Source organism: uncultured Sphingomonas sp. (assembly GCF_964243315.1).
GTDB lineage: Bacteria > Pseudomonadota > Alphaproteobacteria > Sphingomonadales > Sphingomonadaceae > Sphingomonas.
Genome location: NZ_CAXTEM010000068.1, coordinates 1 through 12,843 on the forward strand (window position 1 = coordinate 1; position 12,843 = coordinate 12,843).

The following is a 12,843-nucleotide window of genomic DNA, read 5'->3' on the forward strand; positions in this document are numbered from 1 at the left end:
AGGGCACCGACGTCACCAACAAGGATTTCCCCAACGGCCAGTCGATCTGGTCGGGGATCGACGAGGCGGTCCGCGCCGGCGGCGGCAAGGCGACGCTGTCGCCCGACGGCAGCTTCACCGCCAAGCCGGACGCCGCGATCGTGGTGTTTGGCGAGACGCCCTATGCCGAGTTCACCGGCGATCGCCCGACGCTCGAATACAGCCCCGAGGACAAGTCGGACCTCGCGCTGCTCAAGAAGCTGAAGGCCGCCGGCGTGCCCGTAGTGGCGGTGTTCCTGTCGGGGCGTCCGATGTGGGTTAATCCCGAGATCAACGCCGCCGACGCATTCGTCGCGGCGTTCCTGCCCGGGACCGAGGGCGGCGGCGTCGCCGACGTGCTGGTCGCGCGCAAGAACGGCAAGCCGGCACGCGATTTCGCGGGCAAGCTGAGCTTCAGCTGGCCGAAGCGGATCGACCAGAACGTGCTCAACCGCCGCGACGCCAATTACGACCCGCTGTTCCCGTTCGGCTATGGCCTGAGCTACGCCGCGGCGGCGACGGTGCCGGTGCTCGACGAGACCCGGCCGAAGGTCGCCGCGGGTGACCAGAACGCGCTGTTCGTGCGTGGCCGGGTCGCGGTCGGCGCGCGGCTCGACGTGACCGGCGGGGTGGTGCAGACCCGCACCGACCGCAGCGCACAGGAGGACAGTCTGCGGCTGACCTGGAGCGGCAAGAGCGAGGGCCGAGTTTCGATCGAACAGGCGAACCCGATCGATCTGACGCGCGAGACCAACGGCCAGCTCAGTCTGCTGATCGACTACCGCGTCGCCGCGAAGGTCGCGGGGCCGCTGACGGTCGGCATCGCGAGCGGCGACAAGGTCGCGACGGTGCCGATGACCGGCGCGTTCAATGCGGCAGGGCCGGGCAGCTGGGGTCAGGCGGCGGTGCCGCTGCGCTGCTTCGCGGAAGGCGGTGCGGACATGGCCAAGGTCACCCGCCCGTTCGTGCTGGCCGGCGCGGCGCCCGCGACGATCGACATCTCGTCGATCCGCATCGGCAGCGCGCCTCCCGGACCGGTGAGCTGCGGGGTGCGGTGATCGGATCCTAACTCCTCCCCTTCAGGGGAGGGGTTAGGGTGGGGGCTCTCCTCGCACCTCGCGTTTGGGGACACGCCACCCCCGGCCCCTCCCCTGAAGGGGAGGGGAGAGTTAGCGATGCGCGGCGCGCCTCAGGCGGTCGTTAATCGCGGTGCCGATGCCGGTTTCCGGTACGGGCGCCACGGCGATCGCCGCGTGCGGTGAGGCGTCGGCGCGGTGGAGCGCGGCGAACAGATTAGCGGCGGCTTCGATCGGGTCGCCGGTCGCGGAGAGGGTGTCGTCGCCCTCGATCGCGCCGAAGCCGATCAGCCATTCGCCGGCATGAGCTTGGGTCGCGTCGAGGCGCAGTGGCTTGGTCGGGGCGTAGTGGCTGTCGAGCTGGCCCGGCGCGGTGATCGCGGCAGTGCCCTGCGCGGTCGCGACCGTGGGCAGGACGGCCGCGAGCATGGCCGCGGTGATCGGGCCGGGGCGGAGGATGGTCCGGCCCGCGACGATCGTGGATTCGAGCCCCTGGTCGGTCGCGCCGTCGTCGACGATGATCGGCACCGCGGCGCCCAGGCTGGCGGCCACATGGTCGGCAAGCGTCGGGCTGATCCCGCCGCTGGCATTGGCGGAGGGTGCGGCGAGCGGCTTGCCCGTCGCGGCGAGCAGCGCCTGCATTGCACGATGCGCGGGCACCCGGATCGCGACGGTCGGCAGCCCGGCGGTGACTAAAGACGCGATGCCCGCGCCCGGCCGCAGGGGCAGTACCAGCGTCATTGGGCCCGGCCAGAACGCCGCGGCGAGCGCGCGCGCTTCGTCGTCGAACATTGCGATTGCTTCGGCCGCGGCTGCATCGGCGACGTGGACGATCAGCGGGTTGAAGCTCGGTCGGCCCTTGGCGGCATAGATCCGCGCGACCGCCTGCGCGTCGGTCGCGTCGGCGGCGAGGCCGTAGACCGTCTCGGTGGCGACCGCGACGATACCGCCTCGCGCGATCTCCGCGGCGGCGGCAGCGATCGCCGCGGTGCCGTAGGGTAAAACGAGCGGGTTTGGAGCAGCCATCGTCGGGCGCTATAGCGCGCTCGAATCCAGGAGAGAAACGATGGCCTTCACCCCCGCGGTTGCCGAGCAGCGCTTCGTGCTGGAGCATGTCGTGCGGATCGACGAACTGGCGCAAAGCGCGCGTTTCGCCGCCGCCAGCGACGACGTCGTCGACGCGGTGCTCGAAGGGGTTGGCGCGCTCGCGGCGGGGGAATGGGCGCCGCTCAACCGAGTCGGCGACACGGTGGGTGCGAAATGGACGCCGGAAGGCGTGAAGATGCCCGTAGGCTTCGCGGCCGCCTACCGCGACTATGTCGAGGGTGGCTGGGGCACGATCGGCGTGCCGGAGGCGTTCGGGGGGCAGGGCCTGCCCTTCGCGATCCAGACGGCGGTGCTCGACACGCTGGGATCGGCGAACATGGGCTTCGCGCTGTGCCCGACGCTGACGGTCGGCGCAATCGAGGCGCTGGCGCACCACGGCTCGCCCGAGCAACAGGCGCTGTACCTGCCGCATCTCGCGACCGGCGCATGGACCGGCACGATGAACCTGACCGAGCCGCAGGCCGGGTCCGATGTCGGCGCGCTGCGCAGCCAGGCGACGCCGCGCGGCGACGGCACCTGGTCGATCAAGGGCACCAAGATCTACATCTCGTTCGGCGATCACGACCTGGCCGAGAACATCGTCCACCTGGTGCTCGCGCGGACGCCCGATGCCCCCGCGGGCACGCGGGGCATCTCGCTGTTCCTGGTGCCGAAGTTCCGGCTCGATGCCGAAGGCCGGCCGGGTGGCGCTAACGACGTCCATGTCGTGTCGATCGAGCATAAGATGGGGCTGCATGCCTCGCCGACCTGCGTGCTGAGCTTCGGCGACAACGACGATTGCATCGGCGAACTGATTGGCCCGGAACATGGCGGGATGCGCGCGATGTTCACGATGATGAACAATGCGCGGCTCAACGTCGGCCTGCAGGGCGTGCAGATCGCGGAGGGCGCGACGCAGAAGGCGGTCGATTACGCGCTGGAACGCGTGCAATCGGCGCGCGCCGGCGGGACCAGTCGCGACTCGGTGCGGATCGTCGAACATCCCGACGTGCGACGGATGCTGATGCGGATGCGCGCGCAGACCCAGGCGGCGCGCGCGCTGGTCTATTACGCCGCCGGTCAGGTCGATCGCGCGACGCTGGGCGACGCCGCCGCGAAGGATCGGCTGGAGATGGTCACGCCGCTGGCCAAGGCGCACGGCACCGATCTGGGGAACGAGGTCGCGAGCCTCGGCATCCAGATCCACGGCGGCATGGGCTATGTCGAGGAGACCGGCGCGGCCCAGTATTTCCGCGATGCGCGGATCACCCCAATCTACGAAGGCACCAACGGCATTCAGGCGGCGGACCTGGTCGGTCGCAAGCTGGGGCTGGCGAACGGCGGCGCGTTCGCGGCGCTGATCGCGGACATGCGCGCGGCGGTGCGTCACCCCGAACTCGCGACGCTGGTCGATGCCTGCGACGCGATCGGCCGCCGGCTGGCGACCGCGGATGCCGACGATCGGCTGGCGGCGAGCTACCCGTTCCTGACGATGCTGTCGGTGGCGACGTGCGGGTGGCTGATGGAGCGGCAGGGGCAGGCGGCAATCGGCGACGACGCGTTCGCGGCGGGCAAGCGCGCGACGGTGGCGTTCTACCTCGACCAGATCGTGCCGGAGGCGATGGGGCTGAAGGCCGCGGCGACCGCGAGCGCGGCGGCGCTGTATGCGATCCCGGCCGAGGCGTTCGCGGCCTGATCGCGATGTTCGATCTCGACGCCTATCTCCACCGCATCGGCATGCCGGCGCGACCGACGCTGGACGATGCGGGGCTGGCGCGGTTGCAACGCGCGCACCGGCTGGCGATCCCGTTCGAGAATCTCGACGTGGTGCTCGGTCGCGGCATCGCGATCGACAGCGATGCGGTGTTCGCAAAGCTGGTGACAGCGCGGCGCGGGGGCTATTGCTTCGAACAGAACCGGCTGTTCCTCGATGCGTTGGCGGCCCTCGGCTTTGCGGCGCGGCCGCTGCTGGCACGGGTGTGGCTCGGCGCAAGCGAGGTGCCGCCGCTGACGCATACGCTGAGCCTGGTGACGATCGACGGGCAGGACTGGATCGCGGACCCGGGTTTCGGCGGCAGCTATGCGCCGCCGATGCCGCTGGTCGACGGCGCCGAGGCGGGCGCATCGGATGGTGCGGAGTTCCGGCTGGTGAGCGATCCGACGCATGGCTGGATGCTGCTGCGCGACGGCGACGGGACGACCACCGACGGGCGCGGCACGGGGGCGGGATATATGCCGCAGTACAGCTTCACGACCGGCCTGGTGTGGGATGCCGACCTGGCGATGGGCAACCACTGGACCTCGGCCTGGCCGGAAAGCCGGTTCCGCGCGCTGCGGATCGCGAGCATCGTCCTGCCGCACGGCTTCGCCAGCCTGATGGACCGGCAGTACAAGCGCAAGGCCGGGGAGGCCGAGACCGGCGGCGTCATCGACGATCCGCGAGTATACCGGATGCGGCTGAGCCTGATGTTCGGCATCGACCTGTCGGTCGAGGAGGTCGCGGCGCTGGGGCTGTTTTGAGGGGAGCGGAGAGGTCGAGATCCAGCGACTGATGCCAGGCTCATCGGCAAGATGGTTGGGGTCCGAGCGCCAACCTGTCCATCGAGACGGGCTCTCGATACGCTGCTGCGCAGCTACTCGATCCCTACTCAGGACGAACGGGGCGTAAGGCTGACCTGTCCCCCTCCGTCATCCCCGCGCAGGCGGGGATCCATACTGGCTGTCTTTGGCTGTCTGGCACATCCGCTCGCCAGTCTGGATTCCCGCCTGCGCGGGAATAACGGCGGTGTTTGTAACCCTAATCAGGCCTAAGCCCGCTCGTGATCCAGCAGATCGGCGGCGTTCAGGCCGAGCAGGTCGATGTGGCTGCGGATGCGCGGCCAGTGGGTGGTGATGAAGCTGTCGCGTTCGGCGATGCGGAGGCGTTCGACCGCGCCCGGCAGCACGAACATGCCGACGCCGCGGCGGACCTCGACATAGCCGTCGTCCTGGAAGCTTTGATACGCCTTGGCGACGGTCAGCGGGTTGGCTCCATGTTCGGCGGCGAAGGCGCGGACCGAGGGTAGTTGGTCGCCGGCGCGATAGTCGCCGCGCAGGATTCCGGCGGCGATCGTGCCGCGCAGCCGGATATAGACCGGGCTGTCCTCGTTGCTGAGCGCTGTCATGCTGGAATAATACAGCAAATGACCGTCGCGTCGAGTCCTTCCCCCGCTCAAGGCGTCCAGTGCGAGACGATGCTGGTCATGTCGGGACGTGGGCGCTCGTCGAGCGGGCGCGACGGCGTGCCGATGAAGATGAAGCCGACGATCCGTTCGGGGTCGGCGCCGAACGCGTCCCGCACGCTGTCGGAATAGGTCGGCCATCCGGTCAGCCATCCGCCCGCAAAGCCCGAGGCATGCGCGGCGTGGAGCAGGTTCATGCAGGCGGCGCCGGCCGACAGCTGCTGCTCCCATAGCGGGATGTGGCTCTCAGTCCGGGGCGAGAACAGCACGACGACGAGCGCGGGTGCCTGGTGCGCGAACTGGTCGAGCGAGGCGATCTCGGTCGCCGCGGCCTGCTGGCGGTCGCGGCGATAGGCGTCGGTGATCAGCGCCGAAAGCCGGGCGCGCTGGTCGTCGCCGACGACGACGAAGCGCCACGGCGCGAGCTTGCCATGATCAGGCACCCGCGCCGCGATCGCCAGCATCGTCGTGAGCTGCACGTCGTCGGGTCCCGGCGCGACCAGATCGCGCGGCTTGCCGGAGCGTCGGGTCGCCAGGAGAGATAGCGGGGTGGAGGCGTCGTTCAGCATGAGGCGGGCCTTAGCGCGGGCGGGTCGATGTTTACACCCGGCGCTTTGCCGCTAGTCTCATCGGTAACGACGACACCGCGCGCGGCGCGGGTGGGGAGTTTTTCGACGACATGGCGAGTGCGTATCCGATCGGCGGCGGGGTTCCCGCCGATGCCAAGACCTTCCTGGGGCACCCGCGCGGGCTGTTCATGCTGTTCTTCGCCGAGATGTGGGAGCGGTTCTCCTATTACGGCATGCGCGCGATCCTGGTGTTCTACCTCACCAAGCATTTCCTGTTCGACGAACAACCGGCCTATGCGGTCTACGGCGCGTACACGACGCTCATCTACATCACACCGATCATCGGCGGTTACCTGTCGGATCGGTTTCTCGGCGCGCGCAAGTCGGTGCTGGCGGGGGGCATCTTCATCACCCTCGGCCATCTGCTGATCGCGCTGGTCGAGGCGCCTAAGGGCATCCAGGGCACCGCGCTCGACGGCTTCTATCTCGGGCTCGCACTGATCATCGTCGGCACGGGTTTCTTAAAGGCCAACATTTCGGTGCTGGTCGGCAAGCTGTATCCGCGTGACGATCTGCGTCGCGATGGCGCGTTCTCGATCTTCTACATGGGGATCAACACCGGCGCGTTCATCGGCCCGATCATCGTCGGCATCCTGGGCGAGACGGTCGGCTGGTCCTACGGGTTCGGCGCGGCGGGGATCGGCATGGCGCTGGGCCTCGCGGTGTTCGTGCTGTTCCGGCGCGAACTGCACGGCGTCGGCGAGCCGCCGGTCGCGGAGCAGGCGAAGGAGATCCCGATCTACATCGGCGCGATCGTCGCGGTGCTGGTGTCGTGGTGGCTGGTGCGCAGCCAGGGCGTGGTCGGCACGCTGCTGGTCGCCGCGTCGATCGTGACGATCGGCTACATCCTATGGACCGCGGTGTTCAAGCTGCCGCGCGAGGACCGCGACCGGATCTTCGCGGCGTTGTTCCTGGTGGCGCTGTCGCCGGTGTTCTGGGCGTTGTTCGAACAGACCGGGTCGTCGCTCAACGTCTATACCGATCAGGCGGTCGACCGGACCTTCCTGGGCTGGACGATCCCGGCGTCGGTGTTCCAGTCGATCAACCCGTTCTTCATCATCGTGCTCGCGCCGATCTTCGGTGCCCTGTGGGTGAAGCTCGCGCGGGTCGGCCGCGAACCGAGCGCGCCGTTCAAGTTTGGGATCGGGCTGATCCTGGTCGGTGCGGGGTTCTTCGCGCTGATCCTCGGCGCGCCGGCTGAGGGGCTGACCCCGGCGATCTTCGTGGCATTGCTCTACATCTTCCATTCGGCGGGCGAGCTGTGCTTCTCGCCAGTGGGGCTGTCCTCAATGACGCGGCTGTCGGTCGCGCAGATGACCGGGCTGATGATGGGAACGTGGTTCCTGGCGACCGCGGGCGGCAATTTCCTCGCCGGGCTGATCGCGCAGGCGACGGGTGGCGAGGGCGCGGGAACCGCGCAGGTGCTGGAGGTCTATGGGCGGATCGGCTGGGTCTCGATGGGACTCGGCGTCGGGGTGCTGGTGCTGGCGCCGTTCGTGAGCAGGCTGATGCATCTGGATACCCTGGGCGCGCCCGCGGATCATGCGCTGGCGGGGCAGTCGCTGGCGGCCGAGCCGGGTGCGGCGGGGATCGATACGCGCGGCGAGCAGGTGCCGCGGGGCTAGTCCTCCCCGTGCCGGGGAGGTGGCACGCCGCAGCGTGACGGAGGGGGGCTTCCTCAAACGGTTCGCTCGCGGATGGCCCCCTCCACCAGCTTCGCTGGTCCCCCTCCCCGTGCCGGGGTGGAATGGTGGTTCACTCCGCCTCTTCCCCGCCCTCGTCCCACACGTCGCGGTTGCGGCGGGAGACGGTGGCGGTGGCGGCGAGGTCCATCATCACGTTGCCGACGGTGCGGAAGATGTCGGGGATCGTCTCGACCGCGATCAGCAGGCCGAGCGGGGCTAGGGGAACGCCGAGCACGCCAGCGATCGGCGCGATCGCGCTGACGAAGGTGATCTGGCTCGGCAGGCTGGCGGAGCCGAGCGAGGTCAGCGCGGCGACGACGACGGCGGCGACGAGCAGACCGGGGGTCAGCGGGATGCCAAGCCAGGCGGCGATGTAGATCGAGACCGCGAGGTTCATCGCCGGCTGGGTGCCGCGGAAGATCGCGACCGCGAGCGGCAGCACCACGCCCGAGGTCGCCACCGGGATGCCGAGCCCGCGCGCGACCTTCAGCATCGCGGGCAGGGTGGCGAGGGACGACTGGGTGCTGATCGCGACCGCCTGCGCCGGGAAGGACGCGCGCAGGAACCGCAGGGGGCCGACCTTGCCGCCGACGCTCGCGAGCACGAACGAGCCGAGGTACACGACCACCCCGATCGCCGAGACCGCGACGATATAGTGGAGCAGCGCGCCGAACGCGGCGACCCCGGCGCGTCCGCCGACCACGAAGGCGAGCGCGAACACGCCGATCGGCGCGAGTACCAGCACCCAGCCGACCACCACCAGCATGGCGTCGCGCACCGCGACGAAGAAGCCGGTCAGGCGCTCGCGGCCGTCGGGCTCGATCCTGAGGATCGCGAACGCGAACACCAGCGTGAAGATGATGATCGACAGGAACGCGTTGGCGCCCGCCGCGGCGACGATGTTGGTCGGCACCACCGCGGCGAGCAGGTCCGCGATCGGCGGCGTCGGCGCGACCGGCCCCGCATCGGTCAGCGCCGCGCGCAGCGACGCCGCGGCATCGACCGGCAGCGGGAAGGTCCGCACGATCAGCGGGCTGAGCAGTGCGGACGTGGTGGCGGTGCAGAACAGCACGCCCACGAACAACAGGATCGCCCGGCCCGCGAGCCGCCCGGCGCGCGCGGCCTCCGCGGTCGCCGCGACGCCGGTGATCAGCAGCGACACCACCAGCGGCACGATGGTCATCTGCAGGCCGTTGAGCCAGGCGGTGCCGATCGGCTGCGCGATCGGGATCAGTGCCTCGGCCGCGCCGGGGCTCCAGGTCGCGAGCAGGATGCCGCCGACCAGCCCGATGACGAGCGCGAGAAGTATTCTGGTAGGTTGCGACATGCTCGCCCTTTGTCGAACGCGGCGCTATCGAGGCGACGCAGATTGGCCTTAATCCGGACCGGACAGCGACGATGGCAAGAAAATATTTCGGTACAGACGGAATCCGCGGCGCGACCAACGCTGGCGCGATGACCGCGGCGATGGCGATGAAGGTCGGCATGGCGGCGGGATCCTACTTCCTGCGCGGCGACCACAAGCACCGGGTGGTGATCGGCAAGGACACGCGGCTGTCGGGCTATATGCTCGAATCCGCGCTGGTCGCCGGGTTCACCAGCGTCGGCATGGACGTGGTGATGGTCGGGCCGATGCCGACCCCGGCGGTGGCGATGCTGACCACGTCGATGCGCGCCGACATCGGCGTGATGATCTCCGCCAGCCACAATCCGTTCGCGGACAACGGCATCAAGCTGTTCGGACCCGACGGCTACAAGCTGAGCGACGAGGCGGAGAGCGCAATCGAGGCGCTGATCGACGGCGACGCGACACTGGCGCCGTCCGCGCAGATCGGCCGCGCGCGGCGGGTAGACGACGCACAAGGCCGCTACATTCATTTCGCCAAGGCGACCTTCCCCGAGAACCTGCGCCTCGACGGCATGCGCATCGTCGTCGATTGCGCGCACGGCGCCGCCTACAAGGTCGCGCCCGCCGCGCTGTGGGAACTCGGTGCCGATCTCGTCGCGATCGGGGTGACGCCCGACGGCACCAACATCAACGACGGCGTCGGATCTACCGCGCCCGCCGCGCTCGGCGAGGCGGTGGTCGCGGCGGGCGCGGACATCGGCATCGCGCTCGACGGCGACGCGGATCGGCTGATCGTGGTCGACGAAAAGGGCCGGGTGATCGACGGCGATCAGTTGATGGCGACGATCGCGGCAGGGTGGGCGCGGCAGGGCAAGCTGGCCGGGGGAGGGCTGGTAGCGACGGTGATGTCGAACCTGGGGCTCGAGCGGCATCTGGCGGCGCAGGGCCTGGGGCTGGTGCGCACCGCGGTCGGCGACCGCCACGTGCTGGAGGCGATGCGCGCACGGGGCTATAATGTCGGCGGCGAGCAATCGGGGCACATCATCCTCGCCGATTACGGCACCACCGGCGACGGGCTGGTCGCGGCGTTGCAGATCCTTGCCGAGGTGAAGCGCGCGGGCGCGCCGGCGAGCGAGGTGCTGCGCCGATTCGAACCGCTGCCGCAATTGCTGAAGAACGTGCGGTTCGCCGGGGGCAAGCCGCTGGAGGCCGAGTCGGTGAAGGACGTGATCGCCACCGCGGAGGTGGAACTGGCGGGCAGCGGCCGGCTGGTGATCCGGCCGTCGGGCACCGAACCGGTAATCCGCGTCATGGCCGAGGGCGACGACGCCGGCCAGGTCGAGCGCGTGGTCGACCGGATCTGCGACGCGGTGCGGCAGGCGGCGGCCTGATGCTGGAGATGCGACCCGACTGCGAGCGCTGCGGCGTCGACCTGCCAGCCGACGAGGGCGGCGCGTTCATCTGTTCGTTCGAGTGCACCTTCTGCGCCGATTGCGCGGACGCGCTCGACGATCGCTGCCCGAATTGTCGCGGCGAGCTGCTCGATCGTCCGGCGCGGGTCGACGATGCGTTGAGAGACCATCCTGCTTCGACCGAGCGGCGCTATTCCCCTCGCGCTCGCGGGAACGGCTAGGGGGCGGCATGGCCGGTAGTCTGGCTTCTCCTTACAGGCCCTCCCCCGACCCCTCCCGCAAGCGGGAGGGGAGCAGCGTGCCGCGCATCCTGATCGTCGCGGGCTCGGATTCTGGGGGCGGTGCGGGCATCCAGGCCGACATCAAGACGGTAACGATGCTTGGCGGCCATGCGATGACCGCGATCACCGCGATTACCGCGCAGAACACGCTGGGGGTGCAGGCGGTGCACCCGGTGCCGGCCGATATGGTGCTGTCGCAGATCGAATCGGTGCTGGCCGATATCGGTGCGGATGCGGTGAAGATCGGGATGATCGGGTCGGCTGAGACCGCGCACGCGGTCGCGGACCGGCTGGCGGAACTCGAGGTGCCGATCGTGTTCGATCCGGTGATGATCGCGACCAGCGGTTCGGTGCTCGCGGACGCGGCGACGATCGCGGCGTTCTCGCGGCTGATGGCGCTAGCGCGCGTGGTCACGCCGAACCTGCCTGAGCTCGCCGCGCTTGGCGGACGCGAGGCGGTGCTCGGGTTCGGCTGCCACCTGGCCGAGAAGGGCGGGCATGCCGAGGGCAATATGGTCGTCGACCGGCTGTGGTCGCCGGCCGGGCTGGAGCGCGAGGTGCGCGGCGAGCGGATCGACACGACCAGCACCCACGGCACCGGCTGTACCTTCGCCACCGCGCTCGCGACCGGGCTCGGCGCCGGGCTTGAGATCGGCGACGCGTTCGAACGTGCGGTGGCGTTCGTGCGACGGGCGTTGATCGCCGCCCCCGGATTGGGGCAAGGGCATGGCCCGATGGGACAGCAATTCGTCACGGATTTTCAATGACAAGACCGCATCTGCGCCACGAGAAACTCTGCCTGGCGCCGGTCGCCGGGGTCGACGAGGCGGGCCGCGGGCCGCTCGCCGGGCCGGTGGTCGCCGCGGCCGTGATCCTGCCCGCCAAGGGTGTTCCGCGGGGCATAAACGACTCGAAGAAGCTCAGCGCCGCCGAGCGCGAAAGGCTATGCGGGCGGCTCTATGGGTGCGCGATCGTCGGGGTCGGGATCGTGGAGGCGGACGAGATCGACACGCTCAACATCTATTGGGCGACGATGAAGGCGATGACGCTCGCGGTCGGCGCGCTGACTGAGGCGCCCGCGCACGTCCTGGTCGACGGCAACCGCCTGCCACGCTGGTCCCACCCCGCCACGGCGCTGGTCGGCGGCGATGCCAGGAGCCTCTCGATCGCGGCGGCGTCGATCGTCGCCAAGCACACCCGCGACACGATCATGCTCGCCCATGCCGACGCCCATCCGCATTATGGGTGGCATTCGAACAAGGGCTATGGCTGCCCCGCGCACCTGAAGGCGTTGCGCGACCATGGCCCATCGCCGCTGCATCGGCGCAGCTTCGCGCCGGTCGCACAGGCGTATCTCGACCGGTGAGTCTTTCGCGCCACACCGCTATAGGTTGAGTGGCGCGCCGCGCTGCGACTCAAGATGTAGCTTGGTCGCCAAAATGTTCTCCTCCCTTTACGATTTGGTAACCCGCATCGTTAACCAATGCGCGCTTGACGGAGTCGTCGGATTTCGCGCGAATAGCGGCCTGAGGGGGACGTGATGGGGGTTATCGACAAGGTCCGGCCGCTGACGGCCGAGCGCGACGCGCTGCTCCCGCTCGATCAGATCTTGATCGGCGACTGCATTGCCGCGATGCGCGCGTTGCCCGCAAAATCGGTCGACATGGTGTTCGCAGATCCGCCGTATAATCTGCAGCTCGGCGGCGAATTGTTCCGTCCGGATGGCAGCCATGTCGATGCGGTCACCGACGATTGGGACAAGTTCGATTCGCTGGCGCAGTACGACGCGTTCACCCGCGCCTGGCTCGCGGAGGCGCACCGGGTGCTGAAAGACGACGGCACGATCTGGGTGATCGGCAGCTATCACAACATCTTCCGGGTTGGCGCCGCGGTGCAGGATCTGGGCTATTGGATCCTCAATGACATCGTCTGGCGCAAGGCCAATCCGATGCCGAATTTCCGTGGCACCCGCTTCACCAACGCGCACGAGACGCTGATCTGGGCGTCGAAGGGCGAGAAGGCGAAATACACCTTCAACTATCGCAGCATGAAGACGCTGAACGACGAGCTGCAGATGCGCAGCGACT

General features: G+C 69.1%; 13 protein-coding genes. 9 read left to right on the forward strand and 4 right to left on the reverse strand.

The window, feature by feature from the left end; genetic code table 11:
• On the forward strand, positions 1–1,076 hold a 1,076-nt coding region (locus tag ACFE77_RS14315), incomplete at its 5' end, for a putative glycoside hydrolase (protein WP_375422323.1).
• Between the two features lie 111 nt (positions 1,077–1,187).
• Here ACFE77_RS14315 and ACFE77_RS14320 read toward each other — a convergent pair.
• On the reverse strand, positions 1,188–2,120 hold the full coding sequence (locus tag ACFE77_RS14320; protein ID WP_375422324.1) for an L-threonylcarbamoyladenylate synthase: 933 nt from the start codon (positions 2,118–2,120) through the stop codon (positions 1,188–1,190).
• A 40-nt stretch (positions 2,121–2,160) separates the two neighbouring features.
• Here ACFE77_RS14320 and ACFE77_RS14325 point away from each other — a divergent pair, with 40 nt between their 5' ends.
• Both ACFE77_RS14325 and ACFE77_RS14330 read left to right on the forward strand, forming a co-directional pair.
• The gene (locus ACFE77_RS14325) at positions 2,161–3,876 is read left to right on the forward strand and encodes an acyl-CoA dehydrogenase (protein ID WP_375422325.1); all 1,716 of its coding nucleotides are present in this window, start codon (positions 2,161–2,163) and stop codon (positions 3,874–3,876) included.
• Positions 3,877–3,881: 5 nt separating this feature from the next.
• Complete coding sequence (locus ACFE77_RS14330) at positions 3,882–4,700, forward strand: arylamine N-acetyltransferase (protein ID WP_375422326.1); 819 nt, start codon at positions 3,882–3,884, stop codon at positions 4,698–4,700.
• A gap of 287 nt (positions 4,701–4,987) precedes the next feature.
• Here the strand turns inward: ACFE77_RS14330 and ACFE77_RS14335 are convergent, their stop codons facing one another.
• Together ACFE77_RS14335 and ACFE77_RS14340 are read right to left on the reverse strand one after the other, a co-directional pair.
• Complete coding sequence (locus ACFE77_RS14335; RefSeq protein WP_375422327.1) at positions 4,988–5,344, reverse strand: GntR family transcriptional regulator; 357 nt, start codon at positions 5,342–5,344, stop codon at positions 4,988–4,990.
• A gap of 47 nt (positions 5,345–5,391) precedes the next feature.
• A complete protein-coding gene (locus ACFE77_RS14340) occupies positions 5,392–5,970 on the reverse strand; it encodes a nitroreductase (protein WP_375422328.1) in 579 nt (192 codons plus the stop codon).
• Positions 5,971–6,080: 110 nt separating this feature from the next.
• Between ACFE77_RS14340 and ACFE77_RS14345 the strand changes: the two genes are divergently transcribed.
• Entirely contained in the window at positions 6,081–7,655 is a 1,575-nt protein-coding gene (locus tag ACFE77_RS14345; RefSeq protein ID WP_375422329.1) for a peptide MFS transporter, read from the forward strand.
• Positions 7,656–7,785: 130 nt separating this feature from the next.
• Here the strand turns inward: ACFE77_RS14345 and ACFE77_RS14350 are convergent, their stop codons facing one another.
• Positions 7,786–9,042 (reverse strand): dicarboxylate/amino acid:cation symporter, encoded by a 1,257-nt coding sequence (locus ACFE77_RS14350; RefSeq protein ID WP_375422330.1) that lies wholly within the window; start codon positions 9,040–9,042, stop codon positions 7,786–7,788.
• A 71-nt stretch (positions 9,043–9,113) separates the two neighbouring features.
• On the opposite strand from ACFE77_RS14350, the gene glmM reads away from it, so the two are divergent.
• The 5 genes from glmM to ACFE77_RS14375 form a co-directional block, all read left to right on the forward strand.
• Entirely contained in the window at positions 9,114–10,454 is a 1,341-nt protein-coding gene (glmM, locus tag ACFE77_RS14355) for a phosphoglucosamine mutase (protein WP_375422331.1), read from the forward strand.
• On the forward strand, positions 10,454–10,696 hold the full coding sequence (locus ACFE77_RS14360) for a DUF1272 domain-containing protein (protein ID WP_375422332.1): 243 nt from the start codon (positions 10,454–10,456) through the stop codon (positions 10,694–10,696). Before glmM ends, ACFE77_RS14360 begins: the two co-directional genes overlap by 1 nt.
• Before the next feature lie 77 nt (positions 10,697–10,773).
• A complete protein-coding gene (gene thiD, locus ACFE77_RS14365; protein ID WP_375422333.1) occupies positions 10,774–11,523 on the forward strand; it encodes a bifunctional hydroxymethylpyrimidine kinase/phosphomethylpyrimidine kinase in 750 nt (249 codons plus the stop codon).
• Positions 11,520–12,122: a ribonuclease HII gene (locus ACFE77_RS14370; RefSeq protein WP_375422334.1), complete on the forward strand. Its 603-nt coding sequence runs from the start codon at positions 11,520–11,522 to the stop codon at positions 12,120–12,122. The genes thiD and ACFE77_RS14370 overlap by 4 nt, the downstream gene beginning before the upstream one ends.
• 174 nt (positions 12,123–12,296) lie before the next feature.
• On the forward strand, positions 12,297–12,843 hold a 547-nt coding region (locus tag ACFE77_RS14375), incomplete at its 3' end, for a DNA-methyltransferase (protein WP_375422335.1).